Source organism: Tenacibaculum sp. Bg11-29 (genome assembly GCF_002836595.1).
Classification (GTDB): Bacteria; Bacteroidota; Bacteroidia; order Flavobacteriales; family Flavobacteriaceae; genus Polaribacter.
This window is the reverse complement of record NZ_PJBB01000003.1, coordinates 1,911,078-1,932,039: the sequence shown is the minus strand read 5'-3', so window position 1 is coordinate 1,932,039 and position 20,962 is coordinate 1,911,078. Positions and strand designations below refer to the sequence as shown.

The 20,962-nt window shown below is 29.8% G+C and carries 19 protein-coding genes; 15 read left to right on the top strand and 4 right to left on the bottom strand.

Going from position 1 to position 20,962, the window contains the following annotated elements; translation table 11 throughout:
• The first annotated feature begins 189 nt into the window (after positions 1–189).
• Positions 190–1,569 (top strand): TlpA disulfide reductase family protein, encoded by a 1,380-nt coding sequence (locus tag CXF68_RS08765; protein ID WP_101043987.1) that lies wholly within the window; start codon positions 190–192, stop codon positions 1,567–1,569.
• Between the two features lie 117 nt (positions 1,570–1,686).
• Complete coding sequence (locus CXF68_RS08760) at positions 1,687–3,072, top strand: TlpA disulfide reductase family protein (protein WP_101043986.1); 1,386 nt, start codon at positions 1,687–1,689, stop codon at positions 3,070–3,072.
• A gap of 59 nt (positions 3,073–3,131) precedes the next feature.
• Here CXF68_RS08760 and CXF68_RS08755 read toward each other — a convergent pair whose 3' ends face one another.
• The gene (locus tag CXF68_RS08755; protein WP_101043985.1) at positions 3,132–3,929 is read right to left on the bottom strand and encodes a TIGR00266 family protein; all 798 of its coding nucleotides are present in this window, start codon (positions 3,927–3,929) and stop codon (positions 3,132–3,134) included.
• A 51-nt stretch (positions 3,930–3,980) separates the two neighbouring features.
• On the bottom strand, positions 3,981–4,436 hold the full coding sequence (locus CXF68_RS08750; protein WP_101047434.1) for a DUF4442 domain-containing protein: 456 nt from the start codon (positions 4,434–4,436) through the stop codon (positions 3,981–3,983).
• Between the two features lie 154 nt (positions 4,437–4,590).
• On the opposite strand from CXF68_RS08750, the gene CXF68_RS08745 reads away from it, so the two are divergent.
• The 9 genes from CXF68_RS08745 (at position 4,591) to CXF68_RS08705 (ending at position 13,205) form a co-directional block, all read left to right on the top strand.
• Complete coding sequence (locus tag CXF68_RS08745; RefSeq protein WP_101043984.1) at positions 4,591–5,019, top strand: DUF4870 domain-containing protein; 429 nt, start codon at positions 4,591–4,593, stop codon at positions 5,017–5,019.
• Between the two features lie 18 nt (positions 5,020–5,037).
• The gene (locus CXF68_RS08740; protein WP_028888427.1) at positions 5,038–5,382 is read left to right on the top strand and encodes a PadR family transcriptional regulator; all 345 of its coding nucleotides are present in this window, start codon (positions 5,038–5,040) and stop codon (positions 5,380–5,382) included.
• On the top strand, positions 5,375–7,351 hold the full coding sequence (locus CXF68_RS08735; RefSeq protein WP_101043983.1) for a PspC domain-containing protein: 1,977 nt from the start codon (positions 5,375–5,377) through the stop codon (positions 7,349–7,351). The genes CXF68_RS08740 and CXF68_RS08735 overlap by 8 nt, the downstream gene beginning before the upstream one ends.
• Positions 7,352–7,367: 16 nt before the next feature.
• The gene (locus tag CXF68_RS08730) at positions 7,368–7,874 is read left to right on the top strand and encodes a nuclear transport factor 2 family protein (RefSeq protein WP_198553777.1); all 507 of its coding nucleotides are present in this window, start codon (positions 7,368–7,370) and stop codon (positions 7,872–7,874) included.
• Positions 7,875–8,224: 350 nt separating this feature from the next.
• A complete protein-coding gene (locus tag CXF68_RS08725; protein ID WP_101043982.1) occupies positions 8,225–9,133 on the top strand; it encodes a CPBP family intramembrane glutamic endopeptidase in 909 nt (302 codons plus the stop codon).
• The gene (locus CXF68_RS08720) at positions 9,108–10,160 is read left to right on the top strand and encodes a sensor histidine kinase (protein ID WP_101043981.1); all 1,053 of its coding nucleotides are present in this window, start codon (positions 9,108–9,110) and stop codon (positions 10,158–10,160) included. Before CXF68_RS08725 ends, CXF68_RS08720 begins: the two co-directional genes overlap by 26 nt.
• Positions 10,157–10,915 (top strand): LytTR family DNA-binding domain-containing protein, encoded by a 759-nt coding sequence (locus CXF68_RS08715; RefSeq protein WP_101043980.1) that lies wholly within the window; start codon positions 10,157–10,159, stop codon positions 10,913–10,915. Before CXF68_RS08720 ends, CXF68_RS08715 begins: the two co-directional genes overlap by 4 nt.
• 247 nt (positions 10,916–11,162) lie before the next feature.
• Positions 11,163–11,954 (top strand): AraC family transcriptional regulator, encoded by a 792-nt coding sequence (locus CXF68_RS08710; protein WP_101043979.1) that lies wholly within the window; start codon positions 11,163–11,165, stop codon positions 11,952–11,954.
• A gap of 36 nt (positions 11,955–11,990) precedes the next feature.
• Complete coding sequence (locus tag CXF68_RS08705) at positions 11,991–13,205, top strand: alpha/beta hydrolase-fold protein (RefSeq protein ID WP_101043978.1); 1,215 nt, start codon at positions 11,991–11,993, stop codon at positions 13,203–13,205.
• 413 nt (positions 13,206–13,618) lie between these two features.
• Here CXF68_RS08705 and CXF68_RS08700 read toward each other — a convergent pair whose 3' ends face one another.
• Entirely contained in the window at positions 13,619–13,906 is a 288-nt protein-coding gene (locus tag CXF68_RS08700; protein WP_101043977.1) for a hypothetical protein, read from the bottom strand.
• A 215-nt stretch (positions 13,907–14,121) separates the two neighbouring features.
• On the opposite strand from CXF68_RS08700, the gene CXF68_RS08695 reads away from it, so the two are divergent.
• The 4 genes from CXF68_RS08695 to CXF68_RS08680 all read left to right on the top strand — a co-directional run bounded on the left by CXF68_RS08695 (position 14,122) and on the right by CXF68_RS08680 (position 18,301).
• Entirely contained in the window at positions 14,122–14,787 is a 666-nt protein-coding gene (locus CXF68_RS08695; protein ID WP_101043976.1) for a M15 family metallopeptidase, read from the top strand.
• 65 nt (positions 14,788–14,852) lie between these two features.
• A complete protein-coding gene (locus CXF68_RS08690; RefSeq protein WP_232771630.1) occupies positions 14,853–15,533 on the top strand; it encodes a hypothetical protein in 681 nt (226 codons plus the stop codon).
• 140 nt (positions 15,534–15,673) lie between these two features.
• The gene (pdhA, locus tag CXF68_RS08685) at positions 15,674–16,669 is read left to right on the top strand and encodes a pyruvate dehydrogenase (acetyl-transferring) E1 component subunit alpha (protein WP_101043975.1); all 996 of its coding nucleotides are present in this window, start codon (positions 15,674–15,676) and stop codon (positions 16,667–16,669) included.
• Positions 16,670–16,672: 3 nt separating this feature from the next.
• Positions 16,673–18,301: a pyruvate dehydrogenase complex dihydrolipoamide acetyltransferase gene (locus tag CXF68_RS08680; RefSeq protein WP_101043974.1), complete on the top strand. Its 1,629-nt coding sequence runs from the start codon at positions 16,673–16,675 to the stop codon at positions 18,299–18,301.
• Between the two features lie 732 nt (positions 18,302–19,033).
• Here CXF68_RS08680 and CXF68_RS08670 read toward each other — a convergent pair.
• A complete protein-coding gene (locus CXF68_RS08670) occupies positions 19,034–20,758 on the bottom strand; it encodes a T9SS type A sorting domain-containing protein (protein ID WP_101043973.1) in 1,725 nt (574 codons plus the stop codon).
• Between the last annotated feature and the right edge of the window lie 204 nt (positions 20,759–20,962).

Below are 20,962 nucleotides of genomic sequence, written 5' to 3'. Positions count from 1 at the left end.
CAAAATATAAAACTAAAAAGGTAATGATTTAAAATCATTACCTTTTTTATTACACCTTTACAAACTCCTAAATGTTAATATTTACAAAAAAAACAGGTAAATAGCTAAATATATTACTAAATTCTTTGATAAAAATCCTAAAAAAAGTAACTTGGGCGCCTTAACCCCATTAACATAAACATTAAATAGATGAAAAGACTAATACTTTTAGCCCTCATTGGGATTGTCATTATCTCTTGTGACAAAGAAAAACCAGTAAAAGATTATCTTATTTTATCAGGTAAAATTCAAAACTTCAAGAAGAAAGATGTTACTCTAGAAGGTTTTGATTTTAATAAAAAAATAAAATTTGATAAAAAAACTGGTTCTTTTTCAGACACCTTAAGAATTACTAAAAACGGATACTATAAATTAGCTGTAAATAAAAAACGCTTTGATTTATACCTAACAGATACTGTTAATACCGCAATAATTCTTGATTATAAAAAACCTGAAAAAGTAACTTTTAAAGGTACTAACGCTAACATTAACAATTATTTTATTGAAAAAAAGAAAGCGTGGAAAGAATTTATTGTTAGCGCTAATCAATTTTTCTCTTTACCAGAAGAAGATTTTTTAAATAAAGCTAATGAATATAAAGATGCCTTAACAGAGCTATCAATATCTAACAAATTACCTACCAATTTTCTTAAAAGCGAAGTTAAAAATATTGATTACGAATATTTAAGAAACCTAAGTAACTATCAAGATTACTTTAGTACTTTAACAGGTGATGAAGAATTTACTCCTTCAGAAGATTTCCCAAATCCACTTGAAAATTTCAACTATAGTAGTAACGAAGATTATGTTAACTCGTATTCTTATCGTGTAATGTTACAAACCCAGTTAAAAACTATTACTCAAGATAAAGAAACAGATGACTACTATTTAACTTACTTAGAAACTGTAGATAATAAAGTTAATGATAGTTTAGTTAAAAATGATCTATTATATAAAGACTCTAAGCTAGGTATAACTCGTACAGATAATTTAAAAGAATACTATGATAAATTCATGGCATACTCTACCAACAAAGAGCATAAAGATGAGTTATCTAAAAGTTATAACATTTTAAAAACTACTGCAAAAGGGCAACCTGCTCCTAAATTTAAGGATTTTGAAAATTACGCAGGAGGAAAAACATCTTTAGATGACTTATTAGGTAAAGGAAAATATTTATACATTGATGTTTGGGCTACTTGGTGTGCTTACTGTAAAAGAGAAATTCCTTTATTAAAAAAATTAGAAGAAGAATATCACGGAAAAGACATAGAGTTTGTAAGTATTAGTGTTGATGATAAAAAACAACACGAAAAATGGAAGCAAACAATTATTGACCGAGAAATGACAGGAGTACAGTTATTTAGTGGTAAAAAACAAGGAGATTTAGAATGGGCTCAAAAATTCTTAATTAAAGGATTACCTAAATTCATTATTATTGATCCTGATGGAAATATTGTAAACCCTAACGCACCACCACCATCACAAGGAGAAAAATTACTTGATATATTTGATGGTTTAGGTATATAAACATCTACTATATTTAGCATAAAAAAAACCGCGACTTCGTGGTTTTTTTTATGCTAAATAATTTTATTAATAACTTTAAAATAAAAAAAGTATATTTATATTAAATTAAAACAAAAAATGAGAAAGCTCTTACTTCTAACCATTATTAGTATGGTATTATTTTCTTGTAAAAAAGAAAAACCAATTAAAAACTACCTTATCATATCTGGTAAAATAGAAAACTTCAAAAAAAGAGAAGTAACTTTAACTGGGTTTGATTTTAATAAAAAAATAAAATTTAATAAGAAAACAAAATCCTTTTCAGACACTATAAAAATTAATAGAGACGGTTACTATACACTTATACTTCAAGCAAAAAAAGTAGAAGTAAAACTATACCTTAAAGACACCGTTAACACAAATATAATTATTGATTACAAAAAATCTGACGCTGTTAAGTTTAAAGGAACTAATGCAAATATTAATAACTACTTTGTTCAAAAAAGAAATCTATGGAAAAAGCAATTAGTAAGTGCTAATAAATACTTTGCTTTAGAAGAAACTGTTTTTTTAGATAAAGTTGAAAAATATAAAGATGATTTAACGGAACTATTAATAGCTGAAAATTTACCTGCTGATTTCCTAAAAAAAGAAATTAAAAATATTGATTACGATTATTTAAGAAATTTAAGTAACTACGAAGATTATTACAAATATTTAAATGACGATAAAGATTTTGTTGTTTCAGAAAATTTCCCTGACCCTTTTGATAATTTTAATTACAATAGTAACAAAGATTATGTAAATTCATTTTCTTATCGTGTTATGCTAGGAACACAACTAGAAACCATTACCAAGAATAAAGAAGCAGAAGACTATTATTTAGCATACTTAACAACCGTTAATAATAAAGTTACCGATAGCTTAGTTAAAAATGACTTACTATACAAAGATTCTAAACTAGGTATAACTCGTACAGATAATTTAAAAGAATACTATGATAAATTTATAGCATATTCAACAAACAAAGAACATAAAGATCTCTTATCTAAAAGCTATAATTTATTAAAGGTTACCGCAAAAGGACAACCTAGTCCTAAATTTAAAGGCTTTGAAAATTACACAGGAGGAACAACTTCTTTAGATGATTTATTAGGTAAAGGAAAATACTTATATATAGATGTTTGGGCTACTTGGTGTAGTTCTTGTAAAAGAGAAACACCTTTGTTAAAAAAATTAGAAGAAGATTACCATGGTAAAAACATTGAATTTGTAAGTATTAATGTTGATTCTAAAAACCTGCACGAAAAATGGAAACAAACAATTGTAGATAGAGAAATGACAGGTGTACAGTTATTTAGTGGTAAAAAACCAAAAGATTTAGAATGGGCTCAGAAATTCTTAATTAAAGGATTGCCTAAATTTATTATTATTGACACCGATGGAAACATTGTGAATCCTAATGCACCAGCACCTTCACAAGGAGATCGATTAATCAATGTGTTTGATGATTTAAATATATAAATACCTACCATAAAATAAAAAAACCGCGAATCGCGGTTTTTTTTTATTTCTAATATTTTTTAAAACCGATTGTCTCCATCAAGAATATTCCCTATTCCTCCTAATATGCTTCCTTCCCCTTTATCTCCTCCATTTTGTGGCGCCATCGCCAATACACGTCCAGCTAATCGACTAAACGGCAATGATTGAATATATACTGTACCTGGACCTTGAAGTTTTGCGAAAAACAATCCTTCACCACCAAATACTGTATTTTTAATTCCTCCTACAAACTCTATATCATAATCAATATTTTTTGTAAAACCAACAATACATCCAGTATCTACTTTTAAAATCTCTCCAGGCTGTAATACTTTTTTTGCCATAGTTCCTCCAGCATGAATAAATGCCATCCCGTCACCCTCTAGCTTTTCCATAATAAAACCTTCGCCACCAAATAAACCTCTACCTAATCGCTTAGAAAACTCTATACCTATAGAAACTCCTTTTGCAGCACATAAGAAAGCATCTTTCTGGCAAATAAATTTCCCTCCAAACTCCGATAAATCAATAGGTACTATTTTTCCAGGATATGGAGAAGCAAATGACACTTGCTTTTTTCCTTGCCCTTCATTTGTAAAAACAGTCATAAATAAACTTTCTCCCGTAAGAATTCTTTTACCCGCAGAAAATATTTTACCCAGTAAACCTGTTTCTTGATTAGAACCATCACCAAAAATAGTATTCATTTTAACGTCGTCATTCATCATCATAAAACTTCCTGATTCTGCTACGACTCCTTCTTGTGGATCTAATTCAATTTCAACATACTGCATTTCTTCTCCGAAAATGCGATAATCTATTTCGTGTGCATTCATAGTTTTATTTTTTTTATAGTTCAATAATGTGACGCTAAAAATTGATTTTTGTTACGCCTTAACTTTTAAACTCCATTCAAATTCAAATTTAGAGACTGAAACTCCGTCTTTATTAATACCTTCTGAGGTTACTAAAACTGTTTGCCCCTCACCTGTTTCTACAGATCTTTGAATAGCTTCCTTAATTGCTAACCCAGCATTACACTCAAATACGATTCTACCAGTTGCCTTTTTAGTAAAAGTTGCATTCATATTGGTAACCAACATAGACACCTTTCTTTTAGAAGCATCTATAGATTGCATTACTAATATTCCAGTAGATAATTCTGCTGCCATTCCTTGAACAGCCCAAAACATGCTATTAAAAGGATTCTGATTTATCCATCTATGTTTTACTGTAACCATAGATTTCTCTTCAGTAATCGACTTTACTTTAATTCCGCAGATATATGCAGAAGGTAATTTAAACAAGGTAAAAAAATTAATTTTTCGAGGTGTAAACTTCATTTTATCAGTATTTACGGGCAATTTACAGCTTTTTTATAAGATTTTACAAAAATAACAAATGTTAAATAAATGTTAATTACAGTACTATGTATTGCATAATACCTTTTTAAAGATATATATTTGCATAGTACAGTATTATATAAAACATTTTATCATGCAACAAAACAAAGAAAACACCAACGCTTTTTTAATACATATATCTGCATTTGCAGGATATTTATTTCCATTAGGTAGTATTATAACACCTTTAGTTTTATGGCAAACTCTAAAAGATAAAAGCATTTTTTTAGATGAGCATGGAAAAGAAGCTGTAAATTTTAACATTAGCTTTGGTTTGTACATTTTTATATTAAGTGCTTCGTTTTTCTCATTCTTTTTCGGAAGTTTTTTAGATATTTTTAACGGAATAGATATTGACTTTGGAGGACATCATTCATACAATGGTCTCTTTGGTTTTATTGGTATTGCTTCTTTAGTAAGTATTGTTTCTCTTATTAAAATAGCCTTAATTATTATAGCAGCAATGAAAGCAAATAAAGGTGAAAATTACAAATACCCTTTTACAATTAATTTTATAAAATAACCTCATAAACCGCATTATATGAAGATAGAAAATACAAAGGCACAAATGCGTAAAGGTGTTTTAGAATATTGCATTTTATCAATTTTACAAAACGGTGATGCATACACTTCTGAAATACTTTCAACATTAAAAAGTGCCGAAATGATTGTGGTTGAAGGAACTATTTATCCACTACTAACCCGATTAAAAAATGCAGGGTTACTAAGCTATAGATGGGAAGAATCAACCTCAGGACCGCCACGTAAATATTATGTTTTAACTGAAAACGGAGGAATGTTTTTAAAAGAGTTAAACAAAACATGGGATAATTTAGTAAACGCAGTAAACCTAGTAACAAGTACAAAATCAACTAACAATGAATAAGACAATAAATATAAACTTAGGTGGATTCTTCTTTCATATAGATGAAATTGCTTATCAAAAACTAAAACGTTATTTAGAAGCCGTTGGGCGTTCTTTAAGTGATGACCCACAAGGAAAAAACGAAATAATTTCAGACATAGAAGCTCGTATTAGCGAATTATTATCTGAAAAAATTACAGATGCTCGTCAGGTTGTAAATGAAAATGATATTGAAGAGGTTATCACAATTATGGGACAACCTGAAGATTATGCTGAAGCTGAAGAAAACTATAATGACAACTCGTCATACAACACAAAAACAAGAAGCCAATCATCTAAAAAATTATTTAGAGATGGGAGTGACAAATTTTTAGGAGGTGTTTGTTCTGGTATCGCACATTATTTTAATATTGATGTTATTTGGATAAGAATTGCTTTTATTGTTTTAGTTGCCTCAGGATTTTCTCCTTTAGCATACGTTATTTTGTGGGTATTGTTACCCGAAGCAAGAACAACTTCTGAAAAATTACAGATGGAAGGTGAAGCTGTAAATATTGATAACATTGAAAAAAAAATTCGTAACGAGTTTGAAAACATTTCAACCAAGTTAAAAGATGGTGCTAATGAGATAACAGATAAAATTTCGAGTGCTGATTATGAAAAACTACGAGCGCAAACCAAATCTGGATTTCAAGACTTTATAGAAACTATGGGTAAGATTTTATTGACACTATTTAAAGTGTTTGGTAAATTTATGGGAGTATTATTAATTTTCATTGCAGGTGTCACGATAATTTCATTAATATTTGGTGCTTTTTCTGTAGGCAGTTTAGAATTTTTAAATGTTGATAATGAATTTGTTAATTACCCTCCATTTTTCTATAATTCTGTTTTACCAAAATGGTTACTATCTATTTCATTATTTATATTAATAGGAATACCGTTTATAGTATTATTTATTTTAGGTTTAAGAATATTATCTCCTAATATTAAAAAATTAAGTACCCCAACTATTCTAACCTTATTAAGTATATGGCTAGTATCATTATTAGCTGTTGCTTTTTCTGGTATCGAATATGCTACAACGCATGCTTATAATGGTGCAAATATTAATAAACATAGCATTACTTACACAAAGAGTGAGCCTTTAAAAATTAGAGTTGTTAATGATGATAATATCTATTACAATCATAACTTACGTAACAGAAATAATGCAATAAGTGTTACTGTTAACGATACAGAAATGAAATACTCTAACGACATTAATATTAATGTTCGTAAAAGTGAAACCAGTAATGCATATATAGAAATTAAAAAAACTTCAAAAGGTCGTAAGCGTAACATAGCAAATGATAATGCTGAAACTATTCAATACAACTTTAAATCAGCAAACAACACGATTGTTTTTGATGCTTTCTTTTTAAGTGAATATAAAAATATTTGGAAAGATGAAGAGATTAAGGCTACTGTATATATTCCTGAAGGTACAATAGTATATTTTGAAGGCTCATCTCGAAGATTTTTAAATGATGTTAAAAATAGCCAAGACATTTATGGTCGCGACATGGTTAACCATCATTTTAAAATGACATCAAATGGGTTTAATTGTACCGATTGCGGTAGTGATAATAACAATGATGATGATGAAAGTGATAATTGGGATTCGGACAATGACAAAGAGGTTAGTTTTTTATTCGACAGCACTATTAACGATGTAAAAGCAGAACTTATTATTACTAAAGAGACCACAAAAAAAGAACTAAATAAATTAGCTCGTTGGTTTAAAAATCGCAAAGATATAGACGTTGATTTTTCAGAATCTAGCTTTTATGATAACGGAAAAATAAAAACATACTCTTTACAAGTAAATTGTAATGATGGTTTTAAAGGAAAAACAAAAGCTACAAAAAGTATTATTATTGGAAATGGTAAACACGGTTTTACTAGAAGTTATAACGAAAATGATTCTATAACTTTTAAAATCTGGTAATCTAAAAACAAAAACTATGGGAACTATTTTTGACTTCTTCTTTAAAGGAAATTTTTTTATTAAACTGTTAACATTATTATACGCTTTATTATTCTCTTGGGTAACAAACGGACAAGTACATGAAATTAGAGATTACAAAGCTTCTGATATTAATTTACATAATGAGATTGTAAAAATGGATAGTATTTATTTTAACGCTTATAACACTTGTGATATTAAAACGCAAGCAAATATTTATCATGAAAATTTGGAGTTTTTTCACGACAAAGGAGGATTATCAACTTCTAAAAGTGATCTTTTAAAAGCTTTAAAAAATAATATTTGCGGTAAAGTAACAAGAACCTTAATAAAAGGAAGTATTGAAGTATACCCTATAAAAGATTACGGAGCTATTCAAATTGGTTATCATAAGTTTTACAACGATCAAGAACCAAATGCAAAATCAATACCGAGTAAATTTATTGTTATTTGGAAACAAGAAAATAAACAATGGAGAATAACAAAAGTTATTAGCCTACATTAAAACATAGTTAATACTAAAAACATTAGTTCATTTGTTATAGCTAACTCTAAAATGACACTAATACTTGGTTTTATTAATTTACTAAGCCAAAGCTTCACTGCTTTGGCTTTTTTATGCTTAAAATTTAGTTTGTTTCTAAAAGAAAAAATATCAAACTTTATTAACTCCTGGTATAAGTCATTAAAACGAACTCATATCATAAAAGTTACCAATAATTACCAATGACCAAAAAACTACAACCTTTTTAACTTTAATTATTACTGCTTTAAGCAAGATAATTACTGTTTAACAATTTTTCGCCTTTTTCTATATTAAAAATACCTTAGAATTATTCTTTAAAACAAAAGATAATGTTAGAAAAATTCAGAGAACTGTATAAAGAAAAGTTATCAGTAAAAATAGTAACCGTAATACTAGTTGTTTTTTTATCAGTAGCAGCAATGTTACCGATAAAAAAGATTGCAGAATTGTTGGGTATAAATATTGGAGGGAATACAGGTATAAATTTTAAAGTTACATTTGGTATTGTATTTTCTTTCTTCCTAATTGGAGTTTGTACTACTACCGTCATATGGTTAGCACAAAAATACATTCATAAAAAACCACTATCAGAATTAGGGTTTAGCCGTAAAATATGGTTACACTCATTAATCGGCTTCATTCTTGGTATTATTATGTTCTCTTTAAGATATGTTTTTTTCTACTTCAATGGAGCTAGCGTAACATTTACCAAAATTATTTCAGAAGATGTGCCGTTGATTACTTATTTAAGTTACTATTTATACTTCTTCATTGGTTTTCTTTTTTGGAACTCATTTATTGAAGAAATAGGAATGCGAGCATACCCAATTCAAAAACTTAAAAAACATATTAATCCACATATTATTTTTACAATCATGGGGCTTATATTTAGTGTTTTTCACTTTGTTGTACGCGACTTTAATTTAGGATATTTTTTAAACTTATTTTTGTATTCATACATTTTTTCGTTAATATATTATTACTCAAATTCTATTTGGTTGATTATTGCAATGCATAGTGGTTCTAATTGGGTCGCATTTTCATTTTTTGGAAATAACAATTGGAAATTAGGAGGACTTTATAATACTGAATTAACTGGTATTTCAAGATGGACATCTGATTACGCCAATGTGTTTATTTTATTTGCTCTTTTACTTTTTGTTGTATTTTTAAACAATAAAGGATTTTTTAGAAAATATTTTCCTAAAACAAATGAAATTCCAAATACAATTAAGTAAATTTCCTAATATGAAAAATAATGTGTTTAGAATATATCCTTTGATATTTATTCCGCTGCTTGGAGTAATCTATTACGCTACTTTTTTTATGATGAGTAAAACTGTAGATTCGAGTTATGGTTTTGATTGGTTTATTGTATGTATAATTACAATTCAATTCGGAATCATTTGGCTACTCGCTCAATTATCTCTTAACAAATTGATAAAGAGAGGTTGGAAAATGAATTTAAAATTATTTATCCTTGGAATTTTTGCAGTGGTTCTTATAAACAACTGTCTTTACTTCCTCCTAAGAACAATTTATGTAACCATTTATCATTCTGAATTCCAAATATTCAACACCTTCATGTTAGAATTGAATACTCTTGAAGGTTTTTTAAAAGGGATTATAATAATTAGTATGTTATTTAGCCTTAACTTTTTCAAACGCTGGAAAATTGAGTATAAGGAAAATGAACGTTTAAAGAGAAACGAGTTAGAGCTTCAAAATAGAGCGTTAAAAAGTCAATTAAATCCTCATTTTTTGTTTAATAACTTAAATACATTATCAGGGTTAATACAGCAAGATCAATCAATTGCCAATGACTTTCTTAAAGAAATGTCTGATATGTATCGTTACATCTTAAAAACTACTGACAAAGAAGTTGTTCCCCTAAAAGATGAGGTTCAATTTGCTGAAAACTATAGCCGTTTACTAAAAAAACGATTTGGTAAAAATTTTAATTTTTCAATTGAAATAAATGATTTAGATTATATGCTTCCTCCTATCTCTTTGCATTTATTATTAGAAAACATTGTAAAACATAACAGGGTTGATGATGCACATCCAATGAGTTTCACTATCAAGCAAGATGAAAATTATTTATCTGTTGAAAATAAAATCAACTTAAAAAATAATGTAGATTCCACAAAAAAAGGCTTGTATATTTTAGCAGAGCAATATAAGTTTCTAACAAATAAAAATGTTGTCATTAGTAATGAAAACAAACTGTTTTTGGTTAAATTGCCTTTATTGAAAATTAAATGATAAACGTTTTAATTATAGAAGATGAAGAAAGTGCTTTTAAAAACTTGAAACGCATTTTATTCGAAATCAACCAACCAACCAACATTATCTCTTGGTTGCAAAGTGTTGAACAATCTATCGATTGGTTTAATACTAATGCTTCGCCAGACCTTATCTTTTTAGATATCCATTTAAGTGATGATTTGAGTTTTAAAATTTTTGAAGCTGTAGAGGTATCCTGTCCAATAATATTTACAACAGCTTATGATGAATTTGCAATAAAGGCTTTTGAATTGAATAGTATTGATTATTTACTAAAACCCATCACACAGAAAACTGTAGAGAAAGCATTAAGTAAATATCGCTCAAGTTTTAAAACAAATTCAAAACCTTATGATAAATTGATTGAGGATTTAAAATCAATATCCAACACTAAAAATTATAAAGAGCGGTTTTTAGTTAACAAAGGTGACGAATTAAAAATAATTCTAACTTCAGAAATTTCTTATTTTTATAAAAAAGACTTTACCTATATTGTGTTAAAGAATGGTGATAGATATCCTATTAAATTTACACTAGAAGAACTTACAGAATTATTAAATTCCACATATTTTTATCGAATTAATCGTCAAGTAATTACCAATGTAAAAGCTATATCAAAAATCTCACTTTGGTTTAAAGGTAAATTAAAATTACATCTTATTCCTGAATATGAAGAAACTATATTTGTTAGCAGAGAAAAATCTACAGACTTTAAAAATTGGATGGATAAATAAAAACTATTGGTAACACCATATATAATTTATTGCTAGTTCTAACCTACTTACGAAAATTCTCTCGGATTTTCTATTTGGTTTATATTTGCTAATTTTAGTGCTTAAAACACGCAACTAATCATACACAAAACCGTTAACAAAACATATTAAAAAAAAGTCCGAATTCAAAAACTACTAAATTAGTAATACTAATATCACTAAATATTGTCTTTACTAGAGAAAAACAAATGCCCAAATTCAAATTTAAATGATAGAAATAAACAAAGTAAAGACAACAAAACTATCAATGCTAGATGGTACTGAACTTAAGTCTGCTATGTTTATCGATAAAAGCTTCCCTTCCCATTTTCATCAATCTTGGAGTCTCGCTTATATAGAATATGGAAGTGAAAACATTGCATTTAACAATTCAGGTTTTTTGGTCAGTAAAAATGCTTTGCAATTAATCCCTCCTTATTCAATTCATAAAAACTGGGGCAATAAAAACAATGCTTGGGCCTATAAGGTGCTTTACATAAGCGATGACGTAATCAAAAATGTTTCAAAAAAAATAAATGCTGATTATTCTTATCTGGCAAGCTTTCCTTATTTTATTTCATATCGTAACAGTAAGTTTGACATAAACGAAGTTTCAATTTTTAAAATCATTGAAAATCTTTTTTTGGATACTTTGGATGATATTTACCTACCTAATTTAAAAAAACATGCTGATGAATCTTTGAAAGAAATTCTAAATTATTTGTTTCTAAATTACAATCAATCGATCACTTTAGAAACACTACAAAAAGAATTTAAAGTAAATAAATTTAAACTACAAAAAAGCTTTAAAAAGAACATTGGTTTAACACCTTTGGAATATCTAACTACCATTAGAATCGAAAACTCAAAAAAGCTTTTTTATGGGGATGTTCCTTTGGTAGAAATTGCACTTGAATCAGGCTTTTATGACCAAAGTCATTTTACGCATAGTTTCAAAAAATACGTTGGAGTAACTCCTGGTGATTATAAAAAGAATAGCAAGATTTTACAAGACTGGTAATCTCTCAGGAAATACATTTGTTTTCTAATTATAACAATGAGAAATAACACATTTATAATAAAGAAAGAAAACATGAAAACAACGAAATTATTAATATTGACATGTGCTTTATCGCTAAACACTGTCTTTGCTCAAGAAAAGGTAGAAAACGATCCTGATTATTCTCGTTTAACAGAGCACAGTGAACCAGCAGTTACCTTGGGAAAAACATCTTCACTTCAATCAAAAGTACTAAACAAGACTATTCCACTATCAATCCATTTACCTGCTAACTACGATAGTTCCAGTAAAACCTATCCCGTGCTGTATATGTTGGGTTCAGATTACCGAGCTCGGTTCGCCATGTTAGCTTCTACACTAGACTACATGGGCGAAGGACAAATTCCTGAGATGATACTTATTGGAATAGATTTACCCGAAGGAAATAGTATTTTGTTGCCAACAAGAGAAAATCAAGACACAACAATTCCGGATAATTATATTAACTTCTTTGAGACAGAGCTGATGCCGCAAGTAGATAATAACTACCGGACTGCTCCGTTCAAAGTCCTTTTTGGCGGTTCTAACAGTGGTTTTTTCTGTGTTTACACGCTGCTCAACAACCCTCTTCTGTTTAATGGCTACTTCGCAAGCAGTCCGTCCCTTAGTATCATACCAACAGAGCTTCAACAAAAAATAAAATCAGGTGCGTTAAAAACGCTTTCGGAAAACAGATTTCTACACATCATTTACAGCGATGATGAGGGGTTAACAAATCACGTTTCTGAATTCATTCGTGTTTTAGCGGACCATAAACCAGAGAGTTTAACTTATAAAGTGGATGAATTGGTGAACCAGGGTCATGTACCAGCCATGGATTTCACACAGTACCTTCTTACGTTATATCCTGACTTCAACCCCTTCAATTTCCGTAAAAACCTGGAATCGTTGGATAAAGTGACACAACATTTCGATAGGTTATCAAAACGATACGGATATGAAATCCAGCCACCTATATCGATCATATTTGACCTTGGTTTTGTCACTATAAGAAGTAAGAATTTAATTGCCGCAGAAGAAATATTTCAATATTCCTTAGAAGTGTATCCTGAAGGGAAGGAATCTTATCTCGGAATGGGTCTTTTACGCAGAGCTCAAGGTCAGCTTAAAAGTGCTAAGGTCATGTTCCAAAAAGCTCTGACAATTGATCCAAATTTTTCACTTGCTAAAAGGTGGCTGCAAAGACTCGAGAACCAAATTGGCTCCCGTTAACAAGAACAAATTTACCAGTTGAATTGTAAGAAATAACAATAAATTCAGTATTCATAATTTTGATACTACTTGTACATACGTTTGGTTACAATGTATAAAAATAATAGTGGCTTTGGTACCTAATCAAAGTCGCTTTTTTATATTTACAGTAGATCATAGACGGAAAAATTTGCTTTTTAAAATCCCCTACTATTCTTATACGAGACCGTTAACAAAACATTTAAATCTATTACATTATTTTTACCAAATAAATGGACTTTCATCCACTTCTCATCTTCATTTAAAAAGAATCCTTTATTTATAAAACATACATTAGAAGGAGAAACTTCATACACTTTACAAAAAAATGAGAGTTCTAATCAATGTTTATAACAACAAAAACCCTCACTTTATAAAGTGAGGGTTTTTGTTATTTACGCTACTTTTAAAATTCTTTGTAGCGGTATAATAGTTGATTTTTTTAATATTACTGATTCATCGGTCAATGCCCAAATAGTAGTCTCTACCATTTTCAACCCTATATCATCTACAAAGGTTATTTTTACTTTTCCTCTTTCTAAATTACCAAGAGCTAAAGCTCTTTTTAAATCTAAAAATCGATTAAGCTGATCGTTTTTCTTTCTTAAAACTTCTGATTTAGAAAAAGTTAAAAACTTAATCTGTTCTTTTTCAATACTTTGAATTTCACTAACTACGTTCATATAATTATGGGGATTACGGATTACATATATAATACACATTAAAAAAAGACAATATATAAATATAATTTAACTTTTACTCATAATAAACAACAATTAAACAGAAAAAACTATTAAAAAAAACATATTTAACAAAAAAAATACATTCTTATTTTTCAATTTTTAAACTTCATATTTAGCTGATTTTTTTTTAAAAATCATTTCCTTATTTTTACCCAATGAAATGGATTTTCTCTTTATTATTATTTTCTTCTTATATTTTACAAGCTCAAAAACTGCCTAAAGGTTTTTCTTATGTAAAAGATATAGCACCTACAATTAAACAAGAACTAAGGTATTGCTCTAATAACAACTTTATAGGTACATCTATAAATGGTTATGAAGAAAATGTACTTATTATTACTACACAAGCAGCAACGGCATTAAAAAAAGTACAAGCCGAGTTATTGGAAAAAGAATTAAGTCTTAAAATTTTTGATGCATACCGTCCACAAAAGGCTGTAAATCATTTTGTAAAATGGGCACGTGTTATAAATGACACTTTAATGAAACAGCAATACTACCCTCGTGTAAATAAAAGACACCTGTTTAAAAAAGGGTATATTTCATCTAGATCAGGACATTCTCGTGGTAGTACTGCAGATTTAACAATTATTGATTTAAAAACAAATAAGGAATTAGATATGGGAAGCCCATTTGACTTTTTTGGAATTTCATCTCATATGTCTTATGCTGAATTAACTAAAGAACAAAAAGAAAATAGGCAATTGTTACAAAGTGTAATGCGTAAAAATGGCTTTAGACCTTATACCAACGAATGGTGGCATTTTACGTTACGATACGAACCGTTTCCAAAAACATATTTTAAATTTCCTGTAAAATAAGTTTTAACGCTTTTTTTGTAATAAACCAAAAACATCGGCATTATATTTGCTTAGATTTATTTACAATGAAAAAAAACATACACACTTTTTTAATCATCAGTATACTAAGTATCAGCTTACAAAGCTATGCACAACTCGATGGTTCTTTTGGAAATAAAAAAGATAATACGAACTCTTCGTTTGGAATAGTGCCCGCTTCTACAAAAAAAGGTGAAAAACCAGAATCGCTAGGCTTTAAAAACAACAATGGTTTTAAAACTGCACACACAAAGCAACAAAAAGAATATAATAAGAAACAAGCTGAAAAAAATCTAGAAAACAAAGGTATATTAACCAAGGCAAAAATAGCCGAAGAACAATATTTAAAAGGTTTTCAGAAAATAAATGGCATGTACCAATACCCTATTATAGATCAAGATTTAGGAAGTTTTAGTACAAAATCTGAAAGTGTAAATATTATTTGTAGAGATTTTCAATACCCTGATGGAGATAAGGTAAGTATCTACGTTAATGACATACCCGTTATTAGTAACATAACGCTAAAAAAAAGTTATCAATCATTTAACATACCTTTAGATGAAGGAATAAATACAATAGAAATTTTAGCATTAAACCAAGGTTCTTCAGGGCCAAATACAGCAGGTTTTAAAATTTATAACGATGCAGGTATGTTAATTTCTTCTAACCAATGGAATTTAGCTACCGATGCAAAAGCATCAATTATAATAGCTAAACAAAAAAAATAAATTAAGAGGTTTTAACATCAAAAAAACCTTGCAGCAACTTTTAACAAGAACCTTTTTAAAATTACTAAAAACTACTTACTTTTGCAGTTAGGTTTTTAACAAGAGTAACAAATAAACTTTAAACAAACAACTAGTATATAATGAATAAAATTACCAAAGAAACCTATATCAACTGGTATAGAGACATGCTTTTCTGGAGAAAATTTGAAGATAAGCTTGCAGCTGTTTACATTCAACAGAAAGTAAGGGGGTTTTTACACTTATATAACGGTCAAGAGGCTGTTTTAGCAGGTGCATTGCACGCAATGGACTTAACTAAAGATAAAATGATTACAGCATACCGTAACCATGTACAACCAATAGGTATGGGTGAAGATCCTAAACGCGTAATGGCAGAACTATATGGTAAAGTTACAGGTACTTCTCAAGGAATGGGAGGTTCAATGCATATTTTCTCAAAAGAACATCGTTTTTATGGAGGTCACGGGATCGTTGGTGGTCAAATTCCATTAGGAGCAGGATTAGCTTTTGGTGATAAATATAAAGGTAATGATGCAGTAACATTATGTTGTTTTGGTGATGGTGCTGCTCGTCAGGGTTCACTACATGAAACATTTAACATGGCTATGAACTGGAAATTACCAGTAATATTTATTGTTGAAAATAATGGTTATGCAATGGGAACTTCTGTAGAAAGAACAGCTAATCATACTGATATTTGGAAACTAGGTTTAGGGTACGAAATGCCTTGTGGACCTGTTGATGGAATGAATCCTATAAAAGTTGCTGAAGCTGTAGATGAAGCTATTCAAAGAGCTCGTCGTGGTGAAGGTCCAACTTTCTTAGAAATGAAAACATATCGTTACAGAGGTCACTCAATGTCTGATGCACAACACTACCGTACAAAAGACGAAGTAGCAGAATACAAAAAAATAGATCCTATTACGCAAGTATTAGAGATCATAAAAGAAAATAGCTATGCTTCAGAAGAAGAAATAGAAGCTATTAATAAAGAAGTAAAAAGCTCTGTAAGCGAATGTGAAAAATTTGCTGAAGACTCTCCGTATCCAGAAACGAATCAATTATATGATATGGTATACGAACAAGAAGATTATCCATTTATAAAATCTAAGTAAACCATGGCTATAATTATAAACATGCCTCGCTTAAGCGACACGATGGAAGAAGGAGTAGTAGCTTCTTGGTTAAAGAAAGTTGGTGATAAAATTGAAGAAGGTGACATTTTAGCAGAAATCGAAACTGATAAAGCAACTATGGAGTTTGAATCTTTTAACGAAGGTGTTTTATTACATATTGGTGTTCAAGAAGGTGAAGCATCACCAGTTGATACTTTATTAGCTATTATTGGTGAAGAAGGTGAAGATATTTCTGCTTTATTAAATAAAAATGTTGCTCCTACCGAAACTAAAGAAGCACCAAAAACTGAAACAAGTTCGAATCAACAAAGTTCTACAGATAATGAAGCTATAGCAATGCCCGAAGGAGCTATTGTTATAAACATGCCTCGTTTAAGTGATACGATGGAAGAAGGAACTGTAGCTTCTTGGTTAAAAAAAGTTGGTGATAAAATTGAAGAAGGTGATATTTTAGCTGAAATCGAAACTGATAAAGCAACTATGGAATTTGAATCTTTTAACGAAGGTGTTTTATTACATATTGGTGTTCAAGAAGGTGAAGCTGCTCCTGTAGATAGTTTACTTGCTATTATTGGTAAGGAAGGAACAGATGTAGCTACAGTACTTGCTGCTCAAACTTCGGGAAACGTAACTACTTCGGTAAAAACTGAAGAAAAAATAGAAAGCCATAAAGAAGAGGTTAAAGCAGTTGTAGAAACTGTAACAACTACTACTTCTAAAGGAAGAATATTTGCTTCTCCTTTAGCTAAAAAAATAGCAAAGGATAAAGGAATTAATTTAGCTGATGTTAATGGTTCTGGTGAAAACGGACGTATTGTTAAAAAAGATATAGAAAACTACACTCCTTCTGCAAAAACAGAAGCTACTGTATCTTCGCCAACGACTACTTCTAACACAACTGCTGTTACTAATTTTGCAGTTGCTGGAGAAGAAAATACTTCTGAAGTTAAAAATTCTCAAATGCGTAAGGCAATTGCTAAAGCATTAGGGAATTCTAAATTCTCAGCTCCTCATTTCTACTTAAATATTGAAGTAGATATGGACAACGCAATGGCTTCTCGTAAAACAATCAATGCAATTCCTGACACCAAAGTATCTTTTAACGATATGGTAGTTAAGGCATGTGCAATGGCTTTAAAAAAGCACCCACAAGTAAATACTTCTTGGACAGATAACACAACTTTATTTCATAGCCACATACATGTTGGTGTAGCTGTAGCTGTTGATGAAGGTTTAGTTGTACCAGTTGTAAAATATACTGATGCTTTAAGTTTAACTCAAATAGGAAGTTCAGTACGTGACTTAGCTGGTAAAGCAAGAAATAAGAAAATTTCTCCGGCAGAAATGCAAGGAAGTACTTTTACTGTTTCTAACTTAGGTATGTTTGGTATTGAAAGTTTTACTTCTATCATAAACCAACCTAATTCAGCTATTTTATCTGTTGGAGCTATCATACAAAAACCAGTAGTTAAGAACGGAGAAATTGTTGTAGGTAACACAATGAAATTAACTTTAGCTTGCGATCACAGAACTGTTGACGGTGCAGTAGGTGCTCAGTTTTTACAAACATTAAAAACGTTTATTGAAAACCCTGTTACAATGTTAGCATAGTTAAAATTATTATATTTTATATATAAAAAACTCAGAGAAATTTCTCTGAGTTTTTTTGTATACAAATTTGTTTACTACCTCCTTATATGTCAATAAAATATAGAAAAATTAAGTATTTATTTCACAATAAATTGTTTTGATAACTCTTTACTTTTTCATTATGATAGAGGTATACAATATGCTTCTAAAGAATTTAGAAAACTCATTAAATCGAATTCTTTGGTTACACAATCTATGAGTAGAAAAAGAAATTGTTGGGGTAATGCAGTAGCAAAGTCCTTTTTTTAAACACTAAAACTTGAACTAATTTCTGGAAATCAATTTAAAACTATACAACAAACTAAAACTAGCATTTTGAGTATCTAGAAATATGGTATAACAAAAAACGTTTGCACTCTTCATTAGGATATAAAACTCCATATGAAGTAGAACTAAAGTTTTATAAATTTAAATATGTAGCATAGGTCTTAGAAAATTTGTCCGCTTTTTTGTTGCAAGCCCACTTCAATGATGTAAGTTAAGAAAGCATATTGAAAAACCAAATTCCAAGATTTTATAAGGTCTTGGAATTTGGTACAGTTAAAGATTATAAAGAAAGGATGTCTATGAATCCCACAGTTTATTGATCTTAGTTATTCATCATTTACCTGATAATAGAGGCTTAGCTGCTCTGAGAATATCGAGTTGATTTACTCTTAACAGTAAATAAAAACACATTATATACTTCGCTTGTTACTTTGAAATAACAAACTTTTTTGTAGTGTTGTTTACTTTTATAAGGTAAACTCCTTTGGGTAATTGATGAACATTAATTTCTAGTTTGTTGGCTGTTTGTTGCTTAATTGAATAAAGTTTTTTATCAATTATATTACCTGATATTGTGAAAATATCTAGGGATGTTTCCTTATAATTGATGTTATTACTAGTTATATTTAATGTATTTTGTACGGGGTTAGGGAATAAAGTGATAGATGATTCTGTCTCTGCTGATTTAATGCTCCTTCTCCTAGGGTCAAGGTTACCGTTACCACTATTTTCTATTCCATTTAAAGAGTTTGCGCGACTTCCTGGGGCTAAATAGTTTTTTAGAAAAGGTAAAATACGATTAAAAGCTACATAGAAATCTGAAGCAGAGTTGCCGCATCCAGAGTTTCCTCCTTGTAAAATACCAATAGTATTACCACTTGGGTTAAATAATGGAGACCCTGAAGAGCCTCCTTCTGTAGAGCCTGTTGTCCAGTTAACTTCCCAGAAATATTGTTTTTGTCTTTCGTTTAAAGGATTTATAGGAGAAAATCCAACTGGTGGGCGTTTTATACCTGTTCCGAAAGAAATCTTTTTGATATCTCCTGCTGGGTGATGAATTCCTATAAAAGATGAAGGAGGGGTGTTCGAGGCATTCCATCCACTATAATAGGCTCTATAAGATGCAGGGATAGGAGAAGATAATTTTACTAACGTAAAATCTACGCCTCTCGATTCATTACGTGTTCTTGTAGGATTTCCTTGCCCATCTGGATTTCCTTCAATAGGAACTGAAGATAGATCAGCCTTCATAAACTCTCCTCCAGAAATTGAGTTAGCGATAGATGGCTCTGTTTGTGGATTAGCGCAAGTAGATGATTGATAATTAAAGATGAACATCGCTGTTTGTATATCAAGTCTCCTGTCTCCTGCGACGTGAGAAGCTGTTAACAAATATGGAGTACGGTCTTGATTTGTGTTATTTATTAATACACCAGACCCTAGGCCTGTTCCATTATTAGTAGCGTAGAGTACTACAGATCTAATCTGCTTATCCCAACGATTCCCTAAAGGGCAAGCTACGTTCACATGACAGTCTTGAGACTCTCCAAATTTGGCTTTCGTCGTGTTTTTTGATTTATATATAGAATTTGCTAGTTTAAAGACTCCTTTATAATCATGACCTACTGTAGCAAGTTGCAAAGCAGGTTTTTCTGATAATTGTACTGGGTGGTAATATTCTATAATTATCTGATCCCCTTTTATAGGAGCAACTCCTAGTTTTCGATACGATTTATTGTTTTTATGTGTAAATGCTCCTTTGATGTCAGAACGGCTTTTGTTATAAAAAAATAGCTTAGCTCCTTTTGGTAAATAAAAATCTGAAAATGTAAAATTAAGAGATTTAGCTCCTTTTGATTCTATCTCCAGCACCCAGTATTTATCTCCATTAGACAATGTATGCCATGTTCCAGAATTGTTAGGGTTGATATTTACCTTATGAGCATACGCAAATTGATAAGGTTTTTCGTTGCCTTCTTGTTTTCTTTTTTCGAGATTAATTGGCGGCATGCTAATTTTTGGTATACTATATGATTCCGCTACTGATTTTGATGCAAAATAAGGCGTCCCTCCTTCACTGATTTGGGCTTTAATATTCATCCCCATAAGAAGGGTGAATAAGATTAATGTCTGTTTATATTGTGTTTTCATGTTTAAAAATATTGGGGGTTATATTAATTTAATCTTAATACAAAAATGCTAATGTTTCACATTAAAAACATTGAACTAGTTCAATAAATATATTTAAAGCTATTTTTTATTAATTATATTTCGTCTTATTTTACTTAAAAACTCATGTAAACCTCTAAATATGATACACTATTTGTAATTCCTATTCTAATAACATTAATGATG